Source organism: Pseudonocardia sp. OZ21 (assembly GCF_059359135.1).
Genome location: NZ_JCADBN010000003.1, coordinates 519,307 through 542,109 on the forward strand (window position 1 = coordinate 519,307; position 22,803 = coordinate 542,109).

Here is a 22,803-nt window from a genome sequence, read left to right on the forward strand (position 1 = left end):
CACCAGAACCAGGGTCGGGCGACCGCAGTCCTCCCCGTAGCATGGTCTTCCGTGCCCAGACTCGCGTTCCTCGGACCGCGTGCCACGTTCACCGAACAGGCGCTGCGGACGCTCCCCGAGTCCGCCGACGCCGAGCTGGTGCCGTGCGCCGGCAGTCCGGCTGTGCTGGCCGCCGTCCGCGACGGTTCCGTCGATGCCGGCTGTGTCCCGATCGAGAACACCGTGGAGGGGGCTGTGCCGGCGGTGCTGGACGGCCTGGTCGCCGATCCGCCGCTGGTGATCATCCGCGAGGCGGTGGTGAACGTCAGCTTCGCGGTGATGGTCCGGCCGGGCACCCGGGCCGCGGACATCCGCACCGTCGCCTCCCACACCCACGCCATCGCGCAGACACGCGGCTGGATCGCCGCCAACCTGCCCGACGCCGACGTGCTGCTGTCCACCTCCACGGCGGAGGCCGCCGCCCAGGTGGCGCGCGGGGAGTTCGACGCGGCCGTGGCCGCCCCGCTGGCGGCAGAGCAGCACGGGCTCGAGGTGTTCGCCCACGACATCGCCGACAACCCCGGTGCCGTCACCCGCTTCGCGCTCGTCGCGCCCCCCGGACCACCACCGGCTCCCACCGGCCACGACCGCACCACGCTCGCCGCCACCACCGAGAACCGGCCCGGGGCGCTGCTGGGCCTGCTCACCGAGCTGGCGGTGCGGGGCATCGACCTGACCAGGATCGAGTCCCGGCCCATCAAGGACCGCCACGCCGAGTACTGGTTCCACCTCGACTGCTCGGGCCACGTCGCGGAGCCGGCCATGGGGGAGGCGCTGGCCGCACTGCACCGCAGGTGCGACCAGGTCCGGTTCCTCGGGTCGTACCCACGCGCGGGCAACGGCGCTCCACGGCCCGTGGGCCACGGCGCTCCCGCGGTGCCGATCGGCAGTACGGACGTGGCCGACTACGCCGCGGCCGAGGACTGGCTGGCCGGTCTACGCGCCGGAAAGCTCGCATGAGCCCGGGTCCCCTGCGGTTGGTGCTCGTCCGGCACGGGCAGACCGACGCCAACGTGCGCCGCGAACTCGACTCGGTACCTCCGGGCGCTCCCCTGAACGAGCTGGGGCTCGCCCAGGCCGACGCGGTGGGGGAACGGCTCGCCACCCATCCGGTCACGGCGGTGCATGCCTCGCACGCCACGCGTGCCCAGCAGACAGCGGCCCCGATCGCCGCAGCGCACGGCCTCGACGTCACCGTGCACGACGGCGTGCACGAGGTCTTCGTCGGCGATCTGGAGGGCCGGTCGGACCGGGACGCCCGCGAGCAGTTCGACACCGTCTACGCGGCGTGGTGGACCGGCGACCTCGACGCGCGCCTCCCCGGTGGGGAGTCGGCCCACGACCTGCGGGCCCGCTACCTGCCGGTGGTGGAGCGGATCACGGACGACGTCCACGGTGACGTGGTGCTCGTCAGCCACGGGGCGGCGATCCGCCTGGCGGCCGCAGCGCTGCTCGGCGACACCGCCGAGACGCTCTACGTGCCGAACACCGGCCTCGTGGTGCTGGTCGCCGACCCCGCGACGCCCACCGGCTGGGCGCTCGACCACTGGGACAGTGCCGTGCCCGTGTCGGGCGACGTCACCGCGGGCGGCGCCCCCCGCTGACCGGCTCCCGGAGGGCCGGGGCTGCGCGTCAGCCCCAGCCCAGCTCGTGGAGCGTCTCCTCGTCGATCCCGAAGTGGTGGGCCACCTCGTGCACCACGGTGACCGCCACCTCGTGCACCACCTCGTCGACGTCCTCGCACACGTCGAGGATTGCGTCCTGGTAGATCGTGATCCGGTCCGGCAGCACACCGCCGTAGTCCGAGGTGCGCTCGGTGAGCGCAACCCCCTCGTAGAGCCCCAGTAGCTCGGGCTCCTCGGGGTTGCGCTCCTCCACCAGCACCACGACGTTGTCCATCGCGGCGGTCAGCTGAGGCGGGATGGCGTCGAGCGCGTCGGCCACCGCCTCCTCGAACCGCCGCCGCGTCATCTCCACCGGCGGGAGGGTGTCACGCCCCGTTGCCGGACGGGTTCTCCGGGTTGGCATCGGGCGGGGACGGCGGAGTCGGCGGAGTGGGAGGCACCGGCGGCGTGGGCGGGGACGCCGCCCCGCTGGTCGGCGGCCCTGCTGTCGGCTGTGCGGGATCGCTGACCGGCGGCGCGTCCCCGTTGGACGCGGGCGGCTGCTCGGCGGGCGGCCCGTCGGTCGGCTCGGCCCCGGAGGTGGGCTCGGCGGCGGGAACGCCCGGTCCCGGGGTCTGCGTAGCCGGGGGCGCGGGTTCGTCGCCCACGACCACGTCGCCGCGGACGGGCCCGGTGACGGGAGCGAAGCCGCTCCGGTCGGGCAGCAGCGCCGCCAGGTTGCAGTTGACCTTCCGGGTGCCCGCCTTCCAGGACTCCTCGGTGAGGTTGTCCCAGTACACGGTGAGCTTCTTGGCCGCGATCACATCGCTGCCGCCCGCGTAGTCGTTGGCGATCTTCCCGCACTCCGGCTGCAGGTACGCGTCCTGGTCGCCGACGGCGGGGAAGTCGCCGGTGAACTTCTGGGACAGGTCCACGATCCCGACAGTCTCCACGGCGTGCGGCCCCGCGCAGTCCACCGGGTCGCCGATGGTGCGGCCGTCGATCGCGAGGCAGGTGCCGGGTTCGTGCACCGCCGACTGGTCGGAGGTGGCGGCGCGCCCGGCCAGCGGGTACAGGGCCCCGGAGCGCGACGCGCTCTGCAGCCCGCAGCGCAGCTCCCGGTCGCCCTGGTTCCACTTCGTCGGCGAGGGCTTCAGTGCGCCCACCCGGTAGCGGCCGTCTGGGTCGAACTTGCCGCCCATGTAGTCGAGCACGAGCTGGCTGCACCGCTCGTTGACGAGCTGGCGCCACTGCCGGTCGTCGGGCAGCGCGACCTGGTCGGCGAGGGTCACCGAGCCGGCCTGCTCGAACAGGTGCGGCTGCGCGCAGTCGACCACCCGGGTGTCGGCGGCGTCGGGGCGCGCCCAGGTGAGGCAGGTGCCGGGGGTGGACGGCGGGGCCGGCACCTCGACGACGTCCGGCTCGTCGGCCGCGCCGGGCAGGGCCGCGAGCGACCCGAGCACGGGCACCGTGGCGCCGGCGAACGTGTCCAGCGTGGCCACCCCGAACATCGTCAGCGCGCCCACGAGGACGCCCGTGACGATCCGCCGCGCAGGCACCTGCTTCGAGGAGCGGGGAGCGCCTGCGGCGGGCGGCACCGGCGGCCGGTCGGCCGGAGTGCGTGGGGGCGGCGGCTGGGGAGCGCCGTGGCGGCCGCTGCGACGGGGAGCGGCGTCGGCAGTGGGCGGTGCCGGCGGCCGGGGCGGCACCTGCGGCTGCGGCGGCATCTGCGGCTGCATCTGCGGCTGCGGGGGGACCGCCGGGCGTCCGGGGTTCCACGAGGGTGCGACGCGCGTACCGCCGGAGTTGCGGGGAGCAGCGGGACGCACGGCACCAGCGCCATGGGTGGCGGGCCGGTGGGGAGCGGCGAGGAGTCGGTCCATGTCGGCCGTCATCATGCCGTTACCTCTGGTGGGACCAAGCGGTCGGACCGGACTACGCGACCATCGGTCGTCGGCGTGCTGCGAGCGTCAGCGTTTGCCGGTTGGCGTACTCCCGGTACGGTTTCGCCCGCAGGGGTGCCTGCGAACGGCAGACGAGCGCAGCCGAGGGGGATCGCGTGTCAACGGACGACAACCGACCCGGCGGCGACGGACCCGCCGAGGAGCAACCCGGCGATCGTCGCGAGCCGTCCACCGGACGGATGCGCTTCCAGGACGAGTCGACCACGCCGCGTGAGCCCACCCTTGCCGAGCGTCGCGCGCGGGAGCAGGCGGCGCGTCGCGAGGAGGAGGCGGAGCGCCAGCAGGCCGCGGACGCCGAGCGGTCGCGCAAGAAGCGCAAGCGCATCCTCGTCGGAGCCGGGGCCACCGTCGGCATCGTCGCGCTGATCGCCGTGGGCTACTCCGTCGCCCAGCCCGACGACGAGGTGCAGGCCCGCTGCGTCGACGAGGAGACGAACGTCGTCGTCGACGACGCCAACTGCGCGACGCCCGTGAACAACAGCGGCGGCTACTACGGCGGTGGCGGGATCATCCCGTACCCGATCTTCATCGGGGGCGGCGGCCGCCAGTACCGCTACAACTACGGCGGCAGCGGCAACATCGGCCAACCGGTGGCAGGCGGCACCGCGACGGTGCCGAAGGGTGGCACCCGCGTCACCACCCCGTCGGGGAAGAGCGTCGCGGGATCGTCGGGCAGCGGATCGGTGTCGCGCGGCGGTTTCGGCGTCTCGAACAACGGCTCCAGCGGCTCGTAGACGGGAACGACACCGGCAGATGGAACGGCACAGGGGGAAGCCTCGGCCGGACTGGGAGACCACGGTCCGTGAGCAGGGGATGGTGTACGGCACGCCCGGCCGCGGCGAGGGCGGTTCCCCGCGGCCGTACTGGGACGAGTCGGTGCACTACGTCTTCTCGATGGACGAGATCCTCTCCCTCGAGGCCGACGTCGAAGTGGTGCACTCGATGTGTCTCGAGGCCGTCGACCACGTCGTCACCACGGAGCGGTTCCGCGACTTCGCGCTGCCCGAGTGGTCGTGGGAGGGCGTCGCAGCGTCGTGGAAGCGCAGCGACCCGCACGTCTACGGGCGGTTCGACCTGCGCTACGACGGCAGTGGCCCCGCGAAGCTGCTGGAGTACAACGCCGACACCCCCACCACGCTGCTCGAGGCGTCGATCCTGCAATGGAACTGGCTGAAGGACACCCACGAGGGTGACGACCAGTGGAACTCCCTGCACGAGAAGCTCGTGGAGCGCTGGGCGCTGGTCAAGGCGCGCCTGCCGGGGGACGAGATCCACTTCACCTGGTCGACCGGCGACTCCACCGGCGAGGACCACGTGACCGTCGGCTACCTGCAGGAGACAGCGGCCGAGGCCGGGCTCGACACCGTCGGCCTCTCGATCGAGGACATCGGCTGGGACGCCGCGCTCGACCGCTTCGTCGACCTCGAGGAAGCGCCACTGGCTGCGGTGTTCAAGCTCTACCCCTGGGAGTGGATGCTCACCGACCAGTTCGGCAAGCACGTGCTGCGCAGCCTCCCCGAGACGCTCTGGGTCGAGCCGCTGTGGAAGACGCTGCTGTCGAACAAGGCACTGCTCGCCGTGCTCTGGGAGATGTACCCCGGGCACCCCAACCTGCTCCCCGCCTACCTCGACCAACCCGGCCTGCTCACCGAGTACGTCCGCAAGCCCCGCCTCGGGCGCGAGGGCGCGAACATCTCGATCGTGGCGCCGGGGATGGAGCACCAGACGGGTGGTGTGTACGGCGAAGAGGGATACGTCTACCAGCTCTTCGACCCGCTTCCCGAGTTCGACGGCTACCGTCCCGCGCTGGGCGCCTGGATCGTCGGCGACACGGCGGCCGGCCTGGGCATCCGCGAGACCGTCGGGCTGGTGACCGACGACGGGGCCGCGTTCGTGCCGCACCGCATCCCCGAATCCTGACGCTCCCCCTCTGGAGGTTCTCGTGACCCCGACTGTGACGCTGGCCCAGATCGACCCGGGGTTCTTCTCGGTGATCGGACGCGGAATCGGCGCGATCCTGCTCTACGCCGTGATCGGCGTGCTGCTCATGCTCGTCGGCTTCTGGGGCGTGGACATCACCACGCCGGGCAAGCTCAACCACATGGTGCGCGAGGGGCGGCCGAACGCGGTGATCGTCACCGCGGCCGGCATGGTGAGCATGGCGTTCATCGTGGTGGTGGCGATCTACGCGTCCTCGGGCGCGCTGCTGGAGGGCCTGCTCGCCTCGTTGATCTTCGGGCTGGTCGGCATCATCGCGCAGGTCGGCGGGGTGCGGCTGCTGGAGTGGATCACGAACATCGACATCGGTGCGGTGCTGGCGGCAGACCGCGTGCAGCCCCAGGCGTACGTGGTGGGTGCGGCCCACCTGGCCCTGGGCCTGGTGGTCGCGGTCGCCATCCTCTGACCCCGCGAGTCGCCCGGAACACACCCGCGAGTCGCCCGGAATCCGTGCGCGAGTCGCCCGGGATCGGCGCGAACCGGGACCTGCACGGTGGTCAGCTCGCGGTGACCTGCTCGGCGAGTGAGCGGTCCAGTGCCACCCGCACCAGCGCGGCGGCCAGCGGGGCGAGCTCCCTGCCCGGGGCGAGAGCGGCCAGCTCGTCCGGGTCGGCGGGCAGGCCGAGCCTGCCGGCGCCGTCGAGCACCTTGCCGTCGAGGGCGGGCCGCAGCGACGGCCAGACGTCCTGCGCCTCGCGGCAGAAGATGTCGGCGCCGACCGGCCCGAGCCGGGGAAACGCCCTGAGCGCCTTCCGGACGGCGGCGGGATCGCCGCCCACGGCGTCGCGCAGCCGCCGCAGGTCGCCGCCGTGCTCCGATCGCAGCAGTTCGGCGCCCTCCCCCAGCGCGGTGGCGGTGCTCTCGTCGTAGCGCTTGTAGCCGGCGCGCCCGAGCGCGTCCACCCGCTCCTGCCAGGACGCCGCGAGCATCCTGTCCGGCGTTCCCATGCCGGCGTCGCCGAGTTCACGGGCGGCCGCCACCGCGATGTCGGCCCGGATCCGCGTGGAGAGCAGCACCGAGAGCACCAGCAGCCGGTAGAGCGGGGCCGGGGTGTCGCGCAGCCGGATCCCGGCCTGCTCCGCGTAGGTGGTGCCGGCTCGGTCGAGCAGCGCGCGGACGGTGTCTCGGGCAGCGGTCACGATGACGAGATACCCGCTGCTGCTGGCCTACATGTTCCTCCAGTGCCGCTGCGACCGTCGCGCCGGATCCGTGGCGCGGATGTCGGGGCCGACCGGTTGACTCTCGACCATGTCGAGGCACGAGGTTCTGTGACATGGAGAGCTCGCGCGGGGACCTGGGGAGCTTGCGCGGGATCGGGCAGATGTCTCGCGAGAGCGGTCTGACCGTCAGTGCGCTGCGCTTCTACGACGGCGCGGGCGTGCTCGTCCCGGCGAGGGTGGACCCGTCCACGGGGTACCGCTCCTACTCGCCGGAGCAGGTCGCCGTCGCCCGGCTCGTCGCGATGCTGCGCCGGGTCGGAATGCCGCTGGCCGGGATCCGCCAGGTCCTGGCCAACCGGCGCGACCCGGCCGTGGTCGACGTGTTGCTGGCCGAGCACCTGCACCGCCTGGAACAGGGGCTGGCCGACGCCCGCCGCGAGCTCTCCTCCGTCAGATCCCTGCTCGCCGCCCACACCGCCCCGACGCGGTGCGGGCCGACTCCGGAGGAGAACCCTGTGCCCGCCACCACCGTCACCGTCCGAGGAAACGAACTGGGCGACGCGCTGCGCGCCGTCCGGTTCGCCGTCGGGGCGGACCCCGGGATACCCGTGCTGAGCGGCGTCCTGCTGGACGTCACCGCCGAGACGCTCACCGTCGTCGCCACCGACCGCTACCGGCTCGCGGTCTCGTCGGCGCCCGTGCTCTCGCTCGACGGAGCCGCGGTCGCGGTCGTCGTGCCCTCCGAGTTCGCCGACCGGATCCCCCAGGGGGACGTGGTGACGATCGCCGTCGACGGCTCCACGGTCACGGTTCACGCCGGGACCGACGTGCTGAGCACGGAGCTCATCCCGGACGACTTCCCGGACTACCGCAGGCTGCTCCCCGAGGCCGGGCGACCGGTGCCGGTGCGGCCCGCGCTGCGTGCGGAGCTTCTGGCGGCACCCGCGCGCACGATGCGCCGCGAGCCGGACGGCACGGAGTTCGAGGTCGCGGTGCTCAGGGCAGCACCGGACGGCGGCATCACGATCGACCCCGACGGCGACGGCGTCGGGGTGAACCGGGAGTTCCTGCTCCAGGCGTTGGACGCCGGCGGCCCCGGCCAGCTCCTGCTCTCGCTGGACGGGCCGATCGGACCGCTGGTCGTGCGGTCGGCACGCTCGGTCTCCCTGCTGATGCCGGTGCGCCTCTGACCGCCCGGTCCGCCCCGTTCCGTAACAGCCGAATGTGTGATGTGGCGGAATGATCGGTACTGGCCCGCCACGTCCGTAGGGTGGACGGTGTGCAAGCCCCCCGACTGGTCGCCACGGACGTCGACGGCACCCTGCTCGACCCGGACGACCGGGTCAGCGGGCGTGCGGCGGCGGTGATCGGCAGAGCGGTCTCGGCCGGGGTGGGGTTCGTGCTGGTCACGGGCCGCCCACCGCGGTGGATCCCGCAGGTCGTGGAACAGCTGGGGGTGGCGCGGCTCGCGGTCTGCGCCAACGGCGGCGTCCTCTACGACGCGGCGGCCGACCGGGTGCTCTGGTCGCGCACGCTCGACCCTGACGTCCTCGAGAGCATCGCGGACGCCGTGGCGGTGGCTCTGCCCGGCTCCGGGCTGGCCGTCGAGCGGGTCGGTAACGGGGCGTTCGACGACCCGGCGCCGTTCATCGCCGAGCCGGACTACCTGCACGCCTGGCCCGACTCCGACAACGCCGTGGTCCATCGGTCGGAGCTGCTGTCGCGGCCCGCGGTGAAGATGCTCGTCCGCTGCCCGCAGCTGTCGAGCGACGCGATGGTGGCCGCGCTCGTCCCGGTGGTCGGCGATACCGCGGACCTGACGTTCTCCCACCCCCGAGGGCTCGTCGAGATCTCACCACCGAACGTGACCAAGGCGTCCGGTCTCGCCGATGTGGCGCTGCGGTACGAGGTCGCCCCCGCCGACGTGATCGCTTTCGGCGACATGCCGAACGACCTGGAGATGCTGCGCTGGGCCGGACACGGTGTGGCCATGGGAAACGCGCATCCCGCGCTTCTCGAGGTGGCGGACGAGGTCACTGCGAGCAACAGCGACGACGGGCTGGCGCTGGTCCTCGAACGCTGGTTCTGAACGCGAGGGCAACGCGAGGTGTCGTAGAGGGCACCGCAACCGGCTACTGGTGGTGACCGGGCGTAGCATCAAGGCCCGACAGCGCAACGAGGCGTGCGGCGACGGGCCCGGCCCCGCGCCGCCACGCCGCACCGACCGGCGCGGGCCAGGCCCGCCACGCCGCACTGGAGGCCCCCGCACCGTGGCCGAGCTCCTCGACCGCCCCGGCCCGACGCGCCCCCCGGCCGTCATTCCGCAGGGCACTGTCACCTCACAGGGCACTGTCGACATCCCTCCCGCCGCCTTCGAGGTGCGCGTTCTCGAGGCCGTGCAGGGCAGGCTCGGTCGCCCACCGGTCGTGCGGGTCGCCCGCGGGATGTCCCTGTTCGGCGAGCACGCCGCGGGATGGCTCCTGTTCGGCGCCGCGGGTGCTGTGGTCGACCGCAGGCGCCGCCGCGAGTGGGTCACGGCCACCGCCGCCGTCGCGCTGGCGCACGGCGCGTCCGTCGGTGTGAAGCGCGTGGTGCGCAGGCCGCGGCCGCAGGACCCACGGGTGCAGGTGCTCGTCGGCACTCCCAGCAAGTTGAGCTTCCCGTCCGCCCACGCCACCTCCACCACCGCGGCGGCCGTGGTCTTCGGGGCACTGCTGCGCAAGCCGCTGGTGGCGGCGCTGGTGCCCCCGATGGCCCTGTCCCGGATGGTGCTGGGCGTGCACTACCCCACCGACGTGGTCGCGGGCTCCGTGCTCGGCGCCGCGGTGGCGGTGGTGACCCGGCGGGTGGCGAATCGCCGTACTGCTCTGCGTGCCCAGAAGGGGAACCGATGACCAGCACCGACGTGCCGACCGAGCAGGCGGCCGGTCCGCCGCGTACGCCGGTCGGCGTCACCCGCGGCGTGCTCAAGACGATGCGCCCGCGGCAGTGGGTGAAGAACGTACTGGTGCTCGCGGCGCCGTTCGTCGGCGGCGATCTGTTCACCCAGGGCATCGCGATCCATCTCGCGGTGGCGTTCGTGGCGTTCTCGCTGGCCGCCTCGGGCATCTACCTCGTGAACGACGCCAACGACGTCGCGGCCGACCGGGCGCACCCGACCAAGCGCAACCGGCCGATCGCGGCGGGGATCGTGGCACCCCGGCTGGCGCTGGGCGTGGCCGTCGTCCTGCTGCTGGGCGCGCTGGCGCTGAGCCTGCTGGCCAGCGTGCAGCTGGTGATCGTGCTCGCCGTGTACATCGCGGTGCAGCTGGCGTACTGCTTCTGGCTCAAGCACCAGCCGGTGCTCGACATCTGCATCGTCGCGTCCGGCTTCCTGCTCCGGGCCATCGCGGGTGGTGCCGCCACCGGAATCGCCCTGTCGCAGTGGTTCCTGCTGGTGGCCGGCTTCGGGTCGCTGTTCATGGTGGCGGGCAAGCGCTACGCGGAAATGATGCTGGCGGAGCGCACCGGCGCGAAGATCCGCAAGTCGTTGGAGAGCTACTCGGCGTCGTACCTGCGGTTCGTCTGGGCACTCTCGGCCACCGTGCTGATCACCACGTACTCGTTGTGGGCGTTCGAGATCCGCGAGGAGCAGCACAACACCGTCTGGTCGGTGATCTCCATCGTGCCGTTCGTGATCGCGGTGCTGCGCTACTCGGTGGACGTCGACTCCGGCAACGGCGGCGAGCCGGAGGAGCTCGCGCTCGCCGACCGCGTGCTACAGGTGCTGGCGCTGCTCTGGATCGGCACGCTCGTGCTTGCCGTCTACGCCTGACCTGTAGAGAAGAATGATCGAGGACACGTCGGGCAGCCCGCGGATCAGCGGTTTCGCACCGGACACACCGGACGCGGGGCGGCCAGCGTCGTCATATCCGACGCCGCTACCCTCGGCAGTCGTGAGTTACGCGGGATACGACCTCGTCATCGTCGGATCGGGTTTCTTCGGCCTGACCGTCGCCGAACAGGCCGCCACCGAGCTGGGTAAGCGCGTCCTGGTGCTCGAGCGGCGTTCGCACATCGGCGGCAATGCCTACTCCGAACCCGAACCGGAAACCGGCATCGAGATCCACCGCTACGGTGCGCATTTATTCCACACCTCCAACGAGCGGGTGTGGGAGTACGTCAACCGCTTCACCGACTTCACCGACTACCAGCACCGCGTGTTCGCCCGGGTCGGCGACCAGGTCTACGCGTTCCCGATGAACCTGGCACTGATCAACCAGTTCTTCGGGAAGTCGCACACGCCCGACGAGGCACGCGCACTGATCGCCGAGCAGGCGGCCGAGTTCGACACGAAGGCCGCGAAGAACCTCGAGGAGAAGGCCATCTCCCTGGTGGGGCGGCCGCTCTACGAGGCATTCGTCAAGGGCTACACGGCGAAGCAGTGGCAGACCGATCCCACTCAGCTCGACGTGTCGATCATCAACCGGCTGCCGGTGCGGTACACGTTCAACAACCGGTACTTCAACGACACCTACGAGGGTCTGCCGGTCGACGGGTACACGGCGTGGCTCGAGAAGATGGCCGACCACCCGAACATCGAGGTGCGGCTCGACGTCGACTACTTCGACGTGCGTGACGAGATCCCGGCAGGCACCCCCACCGTCTACACCGGGGCCGTCGACCGCTACTTCGACTACGCGGAGGGCGAGCTGGGCTGGCGGACGCTGGACTTCGAGCAGGAGGTCCGCCACGACACCGGCGACTTCCAGGGCACCTCGGTCATGAACTACAACGACGAGGACGTCCCGTTCACCCGGATCCACGAGTTCCGTCATTTCCACCCGGAGCGGGACTACCCCACGGACAAGACCGTGATCGTCCGGGAGTACTCCCGGTTCGCGGAGTCCGGCGACGAGCCGTACTACCCGATCAACACGCCGGAGGACCGGCAGAAGCTCCAGCGCTACCGCGAGCTGGCGCGCAAGGAGACCGCCAACGCCAATGTTCTCTTCGGCGGCAGACTGGGCACGTACAAGTATCTCGACATGCACATGGCAATCGGGTCGGCGCTGACCATGTTCGACAACCGCATCGCCCCCTACTTCGCCGACGGCCGTGCGCTGGCCGGCACCGAGAGCACTGAGGACTGAACTCAGAGGATGCAGGCCTGACTCGATGACCCAGACCATCGTCACCGCCGAGGAGACCGTCGCGCCCACCGGAGAGGCGGTCGCCAGCAGCCTGCTGCAGCGGGTGATCCTGCCGCGTTCCGGCGATCCGATGAGCGTCCGTTCCCTCTACCTGGACGAGCGCACCGGTCTCCGGATGACCACCGTGCCGGAACCGATCGGTGCGCCGCCCGGCCCGAAGGTCGAGCTCATCGGCTCGGCGATGAGTGCGCGGCGGCTACAGGTCACCTCGCGGACCTCCGCGGTGGTGCCCGAGCAGAGCGAGGTTTCGTTCGCGGCGTACTTCAACGCCTTCGCCGCCGGGTACTGGCGGCGGTGGAGCCGGCTCACCGAGGTCCACCTCCGCCTGGAGGTGGAGGGCACGGGCCGCGTCGACGTCTACCGGACGAAGGCCGACGGCTCGCAGATCTTCGTGCGCGGCGTCGTGATCAACGGGCCGGGGCGCCAGGAGCTGGATCTGGACCTCGACCTGCGCCCGTTCGAGGACGGCGGGTGGTACTGGTTCGACCTCACCACCGACTGCACCGAGCTCACGCTGCACGCGGGCGGGTGGTACGCGGCGGAGGCGGCCACCGGGCGGGCGGCCGTCACCATCGGCATGCCGACGTTCAACCGGCCTGCCGACTGCGTGGCCACCCTCTCCGCGATCGGTGAGGACCCCACCGTGCTCGAGGCGGTCACCGCGGTGATCCTGCCCGACCAGGGCACGAAGAAGGTGCGCGACGAGCCCGGCTTCGAGGCTGCGGCAGAGGTGCTCGGCGAGAAGCTGCGCATCATCGACCAGCCCAACCTCGGTGGGTCCGGCGGCTACGCCCGCGTCATGTACGAGGCTCTCGGCAGCACCGACTGCGAGCAGATCCTCTTCATGGACGACGACATCCTGCTCGAACCCGACTCGGTGCTGCGCGCTGTCGCGTTCTCCCGGTTCTCCCGCGAGCCGATGCTCGTCGGCGGCCAGATGCTGTCGCTGCAGTCCCGCTCGCAGCTGTCCACCATGGGCGAGGTCGTCGACCGCAACACGTTCCTGTGGCGCAACGCGCCGGGCACCGAGCCGCACCACGACCTGGCCGACCACACGTTGCGCCAGACCCCGTGGCTGCACCGGCGCACGGACGTCGACTACAACGCGTGGTGGATGTGCCTGATCCCGCGTGCGGTCGCCGAGGACCTCGGGCTGCCGCTGCCGCTGTTCATCAAGTGGGACGACGCCGAGTACGGCCTGCGGGCCCGCTCGCGCGGCTACCGCACGGCCACGGTGCCGGGGATCGCGATCTGGCACATGTCGTTCCTGGAGAAGGACGACACGAGCGACTGGCAGGCGTACTTCCACTACCGCAACCGGTTGGTCGCGGCCGCGCTGCACGGCCCGGACAACCCCAAGGCGCTGTTGCGCGACACCCTCAAGCGCACCCTGCGCCACCTGCTGCTGATGGAGTACTCGGCCGTCGCGCTGCAGGCGATGGCGCTGCGCGACTTCCTCGCCGGCCCGGAGGCACTGTTCCCGAAGCTGCCCACGGTGCTGGGTGAGGTGCGGGCCGAGCGCGCGAAGTACGACGACGGCAGGCCGCTCGACTCGGCCACGCAGGTGCCGCTGTCGGAGCTCGACGCGCTCGCCGCTCAGGTGTTCCCGCCGCCGCCCACCCGCAAGATCCCGATCGCGAAGGGCCTCGCCCGCAGCGTCCTGCACAATCTCCGGGCCCCCAACCCGGAGCACCAGGTGGTGCCGCAGCGCAACGTGCCGTCCCGGCAGGCGCAGTGGTTCGTGCTGTCGCAGCTGGACTCGGCCACCGTGTCCACACCCGACGGGCGCGGGGTGACGTTCCGTCGCCGCGACCCCGAGCTGTTCCGATCGATGATCAAGCACGCGGTTGCACAGCACCGCGAGATCGCGAAGTCGTGGCCGGAGCTGCGCCGCCGCTATCGGGACGCGCTGCCGGCGCTCACGAGCCGGGAGTCCTGGAAGCGCGAGGTCTTCGACCGCTGACCGAAACGAAGGGGCCCGGACGGCCGATGGCCGTCCGGGCCCCTTCGTCGTGGAGCGGGTTAGGCCGTGGTGAGGAAGTGCTGATCGAAGACCGCGATCAGGGGCTTTCTCAACACGACCTAGTCGTCCAGGCCGTAGAGCCGGGCCCAGTTGTCCCTGCTGGTGAGGTTGCCCATCTCGGCGCGGTAGCGCTGCGCCACCGTGGGGCCCTCCTTCACGAACCGGCGGAACGTCCCGGCGGCGCGCTTGGTGAGCTGCAGCGCCACGTCCTTGTCGCGGGTGCGGACGCGGATGCCCTGTTCGGACATGTCGGTGACCACGGCGCGCTCGAAGGTGGAGACGTGCCACCAGTGCGCGTCGCCTGCCGGGACGAAGCCCGATCGGTGCACCGACCGGTCGGTGAGCAGGTACGCGGCGCGCTTGAGCCACGTGAGCCGCTCGTGGCCGGGCGGGTTGGCCGCCCGCACCACCTGGAGCTCGCGGAAGTCGTCATGTACCTCGGAGACGGGGTGCATGGCGGTCTCGGCGTACCGGGACCGGATGCGCCGGATCTCGGCGGCGGCGGCCGCCGAGCCGTCACGCAGGATCTCGGGGCCGTCCAGGAAGTCCTCCATGGCCTGCAGCAGGGTGGCCGACAGGCCGTACTGCATGCTGATCACGTACTGCGACAGCAGCTGCCCGAGTCGCCGGGTGAGCCGCCGGACCGAGAAGTCGGTGTGCAGCGCTGCGGTGATCAGGCCGTTGCGCATGTTGAAGTACCGGTGCCACTCGTCCCAGTCCTTCCACCCGAAGTCGGCGTGCCACACGCCGGCGCCGGGCAGAGCGACGGTGGGGAAGCCGTGGGAGCGCGCCCGGTACCCGTACTCGATGTCGTCCCACTGGAAGAACAGCGGCAGCGGGTAGCCGATGGCCCGCACGATCGCGGCCGGGATCAGGCAGGACCACCAGCCGTTGTACTCGGTGTCGACGCGGCGCTCCTGGTTGATCGGCAACTGCCGCTCGTCGCTGCCGAGCAGGTAGGCCTCTTTGAGCGCGCCGGGCACCGGCATACCGACCTGGAGCAGCTCGGGGTCGGCGTACTCGGCGGAGATGTGCAGGTGGGCGGGGTGCAGCAGGTTGAGCATCTGCCCACCGACGATCGTGGGGTGCCGGGTGCTCGCGGCGAACGCGGTGAGCCGGATGAGGATCTCGGGGTCGAGCAGTACGTCGTCGTCCATGAGGAGGACGTCGGCGTGGTCGGCAGGGTCGCCCGCCGTGGCGTCGAACAGCCCGCGGGTGAAGCCGCCCGCCCCGCCGAGGTTGGGCTGCCGGACGTAGCGCAGCCGCTCGCCGAGTGCGGCGGCGATCTCCGCGAAGCGGGGCCGCGACTCGATCGGGTCGCTGCCCTGGTCGACGACCTGCACGGTGCCGACGCTGGTGAGGGCGTCCGGGTCGGAGGCCATCGCCTGCAGCGTGTTGAGGCAGTCCTCGGCCCGGTTGTACGTGCAGATCACCACGTCGGTGCGCGGCACGGGCCGGGTGACGGGGACGGTCCACGTGATGTCGGAAACGGTGAGGTGACCGGTCTCGGTGGTGAACTCCAGCCACATGCCGCCGCCGTCGACGAACCGGTCGACGGCTCCGGTGAGCCGGACCGCGCTGCCGTCGGCGTCACGGACGTCGTGGGCCTCGACGATGCGCCACACCTTGTTGGTGTCGGACGCCATCAGACGCAGCCGGCCCGTTCCGGTGACGACCGCCCGGACCTCGATGGTGGCGACGTCGGTCCAGCGCTGCCAGTAGGTGGCGTGGAACCGGCCGAAGTAGGTGTTGGTGTGGACACGGGTGCTGGGGTCCAACGTGACGCTGGTGCGCTCGCGGTGCGCTGCGCCCTTCTCGACGATCGAGTAGAGGTCCTCCGGCACGAGTGCCGAGGGCCCGAAGAAGAGACCGCGCTGAGCGGTGAGAGTGGGTCGGCCGTTGTCCTCGGACGGATCCGGGACAGCTCGGTCCGAGGCGGCGGGTGTCTCCGTCGCCGGGCTCGTGCTTTCCGGTATGCGAAGCATGTAGACAGCCGTCCTCGGTCGGGTGCGGAGCTGGATACCTCATTGTGGGGCAAGCAACGCGCTGAACCCCGGCGGGGTCAGCCGACGGGATCGAGCCCGGGGACGCGCGCGTGACCGTCCTGATGCCACCCGGACACGGTCTGATCTGTGACGACCGGAGCCGGTTGCACGAGCGGGACCAGCGGTAACCAGCGGTAGAGCTGCGCGGCGTCGCGTGTCGGGTCGCCGTGGAGGTACGTGGCCATCCGCTGTTCGGTGACCAGTTGGCGGGGTGCGGCGAAGGGTCCGCCGAAGCCCGGTGCGTACGTAATTAACCCGGACGGGTCGCTCGCCGGCGGTCCGACGCGCCATTTCGCGAGCGCCGCGGTGCCCAGCGGCAGCGGTTCCGGGGTGATGCAGGGGAAGAGGAACGCGACCGGCCAGTCGAGGATCGCGGTGGTGCCCGGCGGGAGAATCCCGAGCATCGGCGTGAGCCGCGGCACCCGGGGGAGCGACACGACGGCGGGGGGCCGGGGGCCCGCGTTCGGCGCGGCGACGGCGAGCCGCACGGTGTCGGCATCGCGGGGGGCCATCTGGCGGTCGTCGGTCGGTTCGACGGTGTCCGCGGTGACGGGCCGGCGCTCGAGCACCCGCTGTCCCGACCCGAACTCCAGGTACAGCGCGTCGCCCGGCTGGGCGGCGCCCGCGGTCGTGACGACCACGGGGAGCGCGCCGGAGCGCTGCTCGGGGTCGAGCCGGAACCAGGCGGTGGTCATCCGTCCCGCGACGACGACACCGGGCAGGGTGGTGCCCCCGATGTCGACGGGCAGGGTGCGGGGCGTCGGCGGCCCGGATGCGACCGGCAGCAAGCCGGCGGCCGGATCGGTCTCGACGGACAGCTGCTGCTCCAGGCCGCACGGCCGGCCCTGCAGTGTGGCGATGCTGTCGGAGGCGAGGGTGTAGCTGTCGCGATGCTCGACGGCGACGCGCACGAAGCTCAGCACCTGCAGCGCCAGCACGGCCACCAGGAGGACGGCAACCAGCGGCGCGGGGCCGGGCACGCGGCGGGGCACGGCGACGTCGGTGGCGCCCCCGGCGCGAAGCCACGCCGTCCGGGTGAGCAACCCGAGCACGAGGAGACCGCCGACGACGAGGCCGATGGTGGCCAGCGGAGAGTTCCCCACCGAAGGCGGCTTGGTGCTGAAGCTCAGGAGGAACCAGTTGCTCGCGTACGGCCAGGTGTTGTAGCCGGCCAGCACCAGCGCTCCGACGACCGTGACCGCGCCGAGCCCGGCCACCAGGTGCCGCGGTCGCTCGCGCAGGGTGGACGTGCGGGGCGCCGCCGACCAGGCCACGATTCCCAGCACCAGCACGGCGGCTCCGTAGCCTGCGACGTCGCCGAAGTGCTGGGTCCACTTGGTGGGGCTGGCGGTGAGGGTGGCCAGCGAGAGCAGGAAGCCGAGCACCAGCCGCCGGGCCGGCCCGGCGGCGATACCGGCCCGGGCCGTCCGCAGCGTCCACAGCACGCCGACGGCCGCGAGCAGGGTGACGAGCACCGCGGCGCGCCGTCCGAGCGAGCCCTGGAACGACGAGGGCTCGAGCAGGGTGGAGTACCGCGTGTACTCCTCGTACCACTCCATCCCGCCGCCGATCAGGGTGCGCACCCTGGTGGCCTCGAGCATCCCGGCGAAGCTCTGGTCGGGCACCATCAGCAGCACAGCGGCCGCCGGGGCGGCCACGAGCGCCGCGATCAGCGGCAGTACGTGCAGGTCGCGGCGGGCGCGCAGCAGCCGCACCACGGGCAGCGCGGCGGCGAGGAACGGGGTGAACGCCATGAGCCCGGCCGGGGTCAACGCGGTGGTGACCCCGGCGATCAGGAGCCCGACGGCGAGGGGCAGCACCGTGCGGACGGCGACGGCGCGCTCGACGGCCAGGAACACCGCGAGACCACCGACAGCCACCCACGGCTCGGGCCGCAGCCCGAGGTTCAGCGGCACCCACCACGTGGCCAGGCCCAGCGCGGCGAGCCACGGCACCGAGGGCCGGGTGGAGAACCGGCCCAGGCGGGGTAGCACGAGCCGGGAGAGCAGCCACCAGCACAGCAGCCCGAGCAGGGTGGACGGCAGCCGCATCCACAGCGTGGACGGCGACACCAGCGACCAGGCGTAGTAGATGTCGTAGAACCAGCTGAACGGCGCTTCCGGCGCGTTGAGCCAGCGGTAGACGTTGCCGATGAACCCGTTGCTGCCGATGCTGCGGACGATGCCGGTGATGTAGCCGTCGTCCACGGTGATCGCGCCGACGATCCACCACACGCCGAGCAGAGCCACGACCGCGGCGTCGACGGGACGGGGGACCCACCAGCGGCGCGGGAGCAGCCGCACGGGCCGGGTGACGACACGGTCGGCGCGGCGCAGCGCGACGAGCATCCCGAGGAGGGCGAGCGCGCACACCACGCCGATCGCGGTCTTGAGCGCGGTGATGGTGGTCTGGAAGCGGGTGTCGGCGGTGAGTCCGACGGAGACGCCGGACGGCACGTCGCTGAACGCCCCCGCGACGTCGGGCCGCACGTCACCTTCGTGGGTGAGGGCCGGCGTGCCGTTCAGCAGGACGTCCGTGCGCTCGGGGCTGGAGACCACCTCGAGGGTGCACGCCCCCGGGGGGAGCCGCACCGTGCCGAGGTCCACGCCTGCGCTCGCGACACGCAGTTGGTCGCCCGTGGCCGTCAGGCGCAGACCGTGCAGCGGTTCGGCAGCCGGGTCGGGCCGCAGCGGCACGGTGGAGACCAGCACGCGGTCCGCGCTCGGCTGCGCGGCGCCGCGGGGCGCGCCCTCACCGCGGGCCACTGCACAGCTCGTGGTCGCGGTCAGGTCGACGGGCTGGTAGGGCATCAGCGGGATCGCGGCAGGCCCATCGGAGGCTGTCCAGCTGTAGCGGACATCCGGCTGGTGGACCGGGGCGAAGGGGAACGCCACCGCGGCGAGCGCGGAGATCAGCCCGAGCGCGAACACAGCACGGCGGGGGCCGCGTGCGACGCGGAGGGGCGGAGGCCCGTCATGTCCGTCACGACCGCCGGGGTGCGGTTCCCGAGGGCTGTCCGGCTCGGGCGGAGGCACCGACCGTGCGGGCGAGAGCACGGCGTCACCCTATGTCGGGGCGATCACCCCCAGTGGTGGGGGTGAGGGAAGCGTCAGCCGTTCGTGGCGGGACCCGTCCCGGTGGCGATGCTCGCGCCGGGGACCGCCCGTGTCGTCTCCGAGACGGTGTAGGCGGCGCGAGCCAGTGGGGTGCTGAACGAGTACACCTGGATGTTCGGGTCCACCCCGCCGACGACGGCCAACTGCTGTACGCCCTGGGTACGTGGCAGCTGGGCGAACGCACCACCACGGGACGGCACCCAGGTGCCGTCGGTGAAGCCCGACAGGTCGTCGTTCCCCCACAGCACGGCGTACTCGGGGGCCTCGGTGATCCCCTCGACGATCGCCGGTTGCCGCTGGCAGGGGTAGGCGAACGCGAGCGGCCACGCCAGCGCAACGGGGGCGGTGGCCGGCAGGTAGTCGGAGAGCACGACGGGGCGTTGGACGGCGGGCGCGGTGAAGGCCACGAAGCCGTTGACCATGCCCGTCGCGTCCACGGCCTCGAGCCGCACCACGTCGGCGCCTGCCGGCGGCTGCAGGACGAACGTGCGCCATGCCGACTCGGTGGCCTCGTCCGTGAGCGGCTGGTCGCCTGCCGGGACGACCTCCGTCCCGGACCTGCGGCCGTACACGGCGGTGAGGCTGTTGCCGTCCGTGCGGGTGAGCGTTCCCGCGGCCAGCACGGTGGTGGCCTCGCCGCCCGTCAGCGCGGACGGGAGCGAGTACCAGCCGGTGGCCGTCTCGCCGGTGTTGCGCTCGGCGCCGTGACCGTCGCGGAATATGAGGCTGCCCCAGACCTCCGCCCCGGCCGGTCCCTGCGGCGGGTCGCCCGCGTAGAAGCCGCCGCCCGCTTCGAAGTCGCGGGACGGCGCGGGTACCGGGAGGCCCGACGCGAGCGGCAGCGTCGACGCGGTGGAGGGGTCGAGCACGTGCACGACGCCTGCCGCGCCGCAGTGCGACCCCGACGGGTCGGCGAGCCCCTGCGCCCAGATGGACTCGCGGGGAGCGCCGGCAACTGCGGCGGCGCCGAACGTGCCGACGGTGTAGACGGTGGTGCCCAGCAGGGAGATCAGCACCACGGCGGGCACCGCGCGCAGGGCGCCGAGCCGCACGTCGCCGCGCCCGAGCAGGCGGGCCGCCACGCCGCCGATCAGCCCGAGGACGACCACGACGAGCACCCACAGCAGGGGACGGTCCAGAGCGATGTTCTTCACCGCAGGCGGCAGCCCGGGGCGGCGCACGCCCTCCAACCACGCGTAGGCCCACTCGTTCGGGCCGTGCCAGCCGAGCGCGATAGCGACGACGAACGAGCCGGCGGCCGCGACGAGCAGCCCGACCGGCAGGGTCGAGCCCTGCAGCGTCTGCCGGACGAGCGGCACGGCCATCACGAGCAGCAGCGCCAGGAACGCCGAGCCCACCCCGGCGAGCGCCCCGAAGTGGTGGGTCCACTTCGACGGGGTGAGCCAGAGCGCGGCGAACGCGAGTGCGGTGGTGGAGGCGGCCAGCCACAAGGGGACGGGAACGGTCACCTTGCGGGCCCTGGCCGCCACGGCGAGCACCGCGAACCACACGAGGGCGACCAGGCACACCAGCACCGCGGCCCGCTTGGCGTAGTTGCCCATCGGGATCTGGGAGAACAGGAAGGTGTAGCGCTGGATCTCGGTGGTCCAGCTCTCCTGGCCCTGCAGCGACAGGAAGATCGTCTGGCCGCGCAGGAAGTCGCGCAGGCCGCCGTCGCTGAACGCCAGCAGCGGGGCGACCATCCCGCCCGACGCCACGGCGAGTGCACGCAGCGCCGTGCCGATGCGGTCGCCCGCCACCCGCACGACCGGCCAGAGCAGCGGGAGACCGGCGAGCAGCGGCGCGAACAGCGTGAAGCCCGTGGGGTGTGCCGTGAAACCGAGCCCGGCCAGCGCGAAGGCGAGCCAGGCGAGCCCCAGCCGTCGTCGCCTGCCCGCGGCGAGGACGGCGAGCATCGTGGCCGAGCCGCAGACCGCAACGACCGTCTCCGGGCGCACTCCCATGTCCTGCGGCACCCACCAGGACAGGAAGGTCACCGCGAGCACGGCGTGGGCGGCCATCCGCACGCCACGGCGATGCGGCGCCCAGTCCTCCATCGCCGCGACGACGAACCGCCGCAGCACCAGCCACGTGACGATCCCGAACACCGTGGCCGGGATCCGCTGCAGTACCGGCGCGTTGCCCACGAACTGCTGCCACCAGCCCAGCGACTGGTAGAACCAGGTGAACGGGGTGAAGTTCTGGTCGTAGAGCTGGAAGTAGTTGCCGACGTCGCCGGAGAGCACCGAGTTGCGGGCCATCGCGGCGTAGTAGCCGTCGTCGTCGGTGGCCGGGGCAACGAACATCCAGAAGACGATCACCGCGGGCACCAGGACGTCCACGATCCGCGGCCAGCCCGGGCGCCACACGTACGGCACCCTCGCGATGGTCCGGTCCAGGCGCAGCAGCAGCACCAGGGTGGCGAGCGCGGCCACCACGAGCGTCCAGATCAGCACGCTCTTCAGCGGCGTGGGACTGCTGGTGAACTCGTCGTCGACCCGCATCCGGACGGTCAGGCCGCCGGACGGAAGCTCGGTGGCGTCGGTGGCGAGGACGTCCACGTCGGGCAGTTGCACCGCATCGGTGTGGGCGAGCTGGGTGCCGTCCCGGCTGATGGTCAGCTCGGCGTTGTCCGGTCGGGCGAACGACGACAGGTCCGGTGAGTCCGGGTCGGCCGGGTCGGGCGCGGGCCGGACGAAGGTGGGGACCCCCCGGCTGTCCCCGGTGATCCGGTACTCGCACGGGCCCGCGGGCAGCGGTTCGTCCAGCAACAGCCGGTCCAGCGCGCCGACCCGCAGGCGGCCGTCGCGGGCGGTGACGATCATCCCGGTCGTCCCGGCCACCGGGGACTCCGGTGCCGCGGTGGACACCACGACGCCACCGCTCGCCTGTGCCGTGCGGGCGACGTCGCAGCTGAAGCGCACGTCGAGCGTCAGCGGCCGGTAGGCCGTGAGCGAGAGCAGCGTGGACTCCGGACGCGCCGGGTCGACGGGCCAGCTCACCGTCGGTTCGGAGACGGAGACGGGGGCGAAGGGCAGCAACGCGGCGCAGACGACGGCCACGAGCGCGGTGAGCCCCGCGAGCAGCGCGGTGCGCCGCCCCCGGCGGGCGACCGGGGGCGGGGTGTCGGATGGGCCGCCGGTGTCGTGGTCGTCGCCCACCTCTGCGGCCGGCACCGCGGCGTCCTCCCGCACGGCGTCGGACACGTCAGTCACAGCCGCATGCTGTCAGGAGTGCCGTCATGAGCACGAACGGGGCTGATTGCGAGAGAGCCACGTTCCGGCAACGAGATGCGCACGAACGACACGCCGGTTTCACCAGGAACGACGCCGCAACTCCCGGCCACACCCCCTTGCGGTGTCCGTGCGACCTGACCGGGTCGTGCCCGGATGGATGATTGTCGCCACTACAGTTCCGCGGTGGTCGATCTCCAGCCGGATGCGGTGCGTCACAGACGCCGCGGTCGTCACCCGGACGGTGACCGCCGTGTTCACCGGTTCGGGCGAAGGAGGCGCGAGCATGCGCAGACACAGGCGCACGGAACTCACCCTGCCCAGGGTGACGGCGCGAACGTGACGGACCAGCAGACGCACAACCCACGGCGGACGGCCGAAAGCTGCATAATCGGCACCCCTGACGAATTCGAGCGGAAGGTCCCGGCC

General features: G+C 72.2%; 17 protein-coding genes. 11 read left to right on the forward strand and 6 right to left on the reverse strand.

Annotated elements, in window-relative coordinates; translation table 11 throughout:
- Nucleotides 1-51 precede the first annotated feature (51 nt).
- The gene (gene pheA / locus AC5L35_RS09325; RefSeq protein ID WP_495059143.1) at nucleotides 52-999 is read left to right on the forward strand and encodes a prephenate dehydratase; all 948 of its coding nucleotides are present in this window, start codon (nucleotides 52-54) and stop codon (nucleotides 997-999) included.
- 11 nt (nucleotides 1,000-1,010) lie between these two features.
- A complete protein-coding gene (locus tag AC5L35_RS09330) occupies nucleotides 1,011-1,643 on the forward strand; it encodes a histidine phosphatase family protein (protein ID WP_495059271.1) in 633 nt (210 codons plus the stop codon).
- 28 nt (nucleotides 1,644-1,671) lie between these two features.
- On the opposite strand, the gene AC5L35_RS09335 is transcribed toward AC5L35_RS09330, so the two are convergent.
- Both AC5L35_RS09335 and AC5L35_RS09340 read right to left on the reverse strand, forming a co-directional pair.
- Complete coding sequence (locus tag AC5L35_RS09335) at nucleotides 1,672-2,010, reverse strand: metallopeptidase family protein (protein WP_495059272.1); 339 nt, start codon at nucleotides 2,008-2,010, stop codon at nucleotides 1,672-1,674.
- A gap of 19 nt (nucleotides 2,011-2,029) precedes the next feature.
- A complete protein-coding gene (locus AC5L35_RS09340; protein ID WP_495059144.1) occupies nucleotides 2,030-3,541 on the reverse strand; it encodes a septum formation family protein in 1,512 nt (503 codons plus the stop codon).
- Between the two features lie 161 nt (nucleotides 3,542-3,702).
- Here AC5L35_RS09340 and AC5L35_RS09345 point away from each other — a divergent pair, with 161 nt between their 5' ends.
- The 3 genes from AC5L35_RS09345 to AC5L35_RS09355 are packed head-to-tail and all read left to right on the forward strand — an operon-like array spanning nucleotide 3,703 to nucleotide 6,011.
- Nucleotides 3,703-4,341: a hypothetical protein gene (locus tag AC5L35_RS09345; protein WP_495059145.1), complete on the forward strand. Its 639-nt coding sequence runs from the start codon at nucleotides 3,703-3,705 to the stop codon at nucleotides 4,339-4,341.
- Nucleotides 4,342-4,360: 19 nt separating this feature from the next.
- Complete coding sequence (locus AC5L35_RS09350; RefSeq protein WP_495059146.1) at nucleotides 4,361-5,527, forward strand: glutathionylspermidine synthase family protein; 1,167 nt, start codon at nucleotides 4,361-4,363, stop codon at nucleotides 5,525-5,527.
- Nucleotides 5,528-5,549: 22 nt separating this feature from the next.
- Complete coding sequence (locus tag AC5L35_RS09355; protein ID WP_495059147.1) at nucleotides 5,550-6,011, forward strand: DUF350 domain-containing protein; 462 nt, start codon at nucleotides 5,550-5,552, stop codon at nucleotides 6,009-6,011.
- Nucleotides 6,012-6,102: 91 nt separating this feature from the next.
- Here the strand turns inward: AC5L35_RS09355 and AC5L35_RS09360 are convergent, their stop codons facing one another.
- Nucleotides 6,103-6,744: an HhH-GDP family DNA glycosylase gene (locus tag AC5L35_RS09360; protein WP_495059148.1), complete on the reverse strand. Its 642-nt coding sequence runs from the start codon at nucleotides 6,742-6,744 to the stop codon at nucleotides 6,103-6,105.
- 134 nt (nucleotides 6,745-6,878) lie between these two features.
- Here AC5L35_RS09360 and AC5L35_RS09365 point away from each other — a divergent pair, with 134 nt between their 5' ends.
- The 6 genes from AC5L35_RS09365 to AC5L35_RS09390 all read left to right on the forward strand — a co-directional run bounded on the left by AC5L35_RS09365 (nucleotide 6,879) and on the right by AC5L35_RS09390 (nucleotide 13,920).
- The gene (locus tag AC5L35_RS09365) at nucleotides 6,879-7,955 is read left to right on the forward strand and encodes a DNA polymerase III subunit beta family protein (RefSeq protein WP_495059149.1); all 1,077 of its coding nucleotides are present in this window, start codon (nucleotides 6,879-6,881) and stop codon (nucleotides 7,953-7,955) included.
- Nucleotides 7,956-8,044: 89 nt separating this feature from the next.
- On the forward strand, nucleotides 8,045-8,854 hold the full coding sequence (locus AC5L35_RS09370) for an HAD family hydrolase (RefSeq protein WP_495059150.1): 810 nt from the start codon (nucleotides 8,045-8,047) through the stop codon (nucleotides 8,852-8,854).
- 181 nt (nucleotides 8,855-9,035) lie between these two features.
- Nucleotides 9,036-9,659 carry a phosphatase PAP2 family protein gene (locus tag AC5L35_RS09375; protein ID WP_495059151.1) on the forward strand — a complete coding sequence of 208 codons (624 nt, stop codon included), beginning with the start codon at nucleotides 9,036-9,038 and terminating at the stop codon, nucleotides 9,657-9,659.
- On the forward strand, nucleotides 9,656-10,579 hold the full coding sequence (locus AC5L35_RS09380; RefSeq protein WP_495059152.1) for a decaprenyl-phosphate phosphoribosyltransferase: 924 nt from the start codon (nucleotides 9,656-9,658) through the stop codon (nucleotides 10,577-10,579). The genes AC5L35_RS09375 and AC5L35_RS09380 overlap by 4 nt, the downstream gene beginning before the upstream one ends.
- Before the next feature lie 121 nt (nucleotides 10,580-10,700).
- The gene (glf, locus tag AC5L35_RS09385) at nucleotides 10,701-11,897 is read left to right on the forward strand and encodes a UDP-galactopyranose mutase (protein ID WP_495059153.1); all 1,197 of its coding nucleotides are present in this window, start codon (nucleotides 10,701-10,703) and stop codon (nucleotides 11,895-11,897) included.
- A gap of 25 nt (nucleotides 11,898-11,922) precedes the next feature.
- Entirely contained in the window at nucleotides 11,923-13,920 is a 1,998-nt protein-coding gene (locus AC5L35_RS09390) for a glycosyltransferase (protein ID WP_495059154.1), read from the forward strand.
- 119 nt (nucleotides 13,921-14,039) lie between these two features.
- Here the strand turns inward: AC5L35_RS09390 and AC5L35_RS09395 are convergent, their stop codons facing one another.
- From AC5L35_RS09395 to AC5L35_RS09405, 3 genes are all read right to left on the reverse strand, one after another.
- Entirely contained in the window at nucleotides 14,040-15,965 is a 1,926-nt protein-coding gene (locus tag AC5L35_RS09395) for a glycosyltransferase (RefSeq protein WP_495059155.1), read from the reverse strand.
- 77 nt (nucleotides 15,966-16,042) lie between these two features.
- Nucleotides 16,043-18,955: an arabinosyltransferase domain-containing protein gene (locus AC5L35_RS09400; RefSeq protein WP_495059156.1), complete on the reverse strand. Its 2,913-nt coding sequence runs from the start codon at nucleotides 18,953-18,955 to the stop codon at nucleotides 16,043-16,045.
- Nucleotides 18,956-19,134: 179 nt separating this feature from the next.
- Complete coding sequence (locus AC5L35_RS09405) at nucleotides 19,135-22,356, reverse strand: arabinosyltransferase domain-containing protein (RefSeq protein WP_495059157.1); 3,222 nt, start codon at nucleotides 22,354-22,356, stop codon at nucleotides 19,135-19,137.
- Between the last annotated feature and the right edge of the window lie 447 nt (nucleotides 22,357-22,803).

What these genes read in the sequence shown, in the direction of transcription:
- AC5L35_RS09380 (WP_495059152.1), top strand. Translation starts at nt 9,656, where the DNA reads ATGACCAGCACCGACGTGCCGACCGAGCAGGCGGCCGGTCCGCCGCGT.
- AC5L35_RS09335 (WP_495059272.1), bottom strand. Translation starts at nt 2,010, where the DNA reads ATGACGCGGCGGCGGTTCGAGGAGGCGGTGGCCGACGCGCTCGACGCC.
- AC5L35_RS09395 (WP_495059155.1), bottom strand. Translation starts at nt 15,965, where the DNA reads ATGCTTCGCATACCGGAAAGCACGAGCCCGGCGACGGAGACACCCGCC.
- AC5L35_RS09365 (WP_495059149.1), top strand. Translation starts at nt 6,879, where the DNA reads ATGGAGAGCTCGCGCGGGGACCTGGGGAGCTTGCGCGGGATCGGGCAG.
- AC5L35_RS09340 (WP_495059144.1), bottom strand. Translation starts at nt 3,541, where the DNA reads ATGATGACGGCCGACATGGACCGACTCCTCGCCGCTCCCCACCGGCCC.
- AC5L35_RS09390 (WP_495059154.1), top strand. Translation starts at nt 11,923, where the DNA reads ATGACCCAGACCATCGTCACCGCCGAGGAGACCGTCGCGCCCACCGGA.
- AC5L35_RS09350 (WP_495059146.1), top strand. Translation starts at nt 4,361, where the DNA reads ATGGAACGGCACAGGGGGAAGCCTCGGCCGGACTGGGAGACCACGGTC.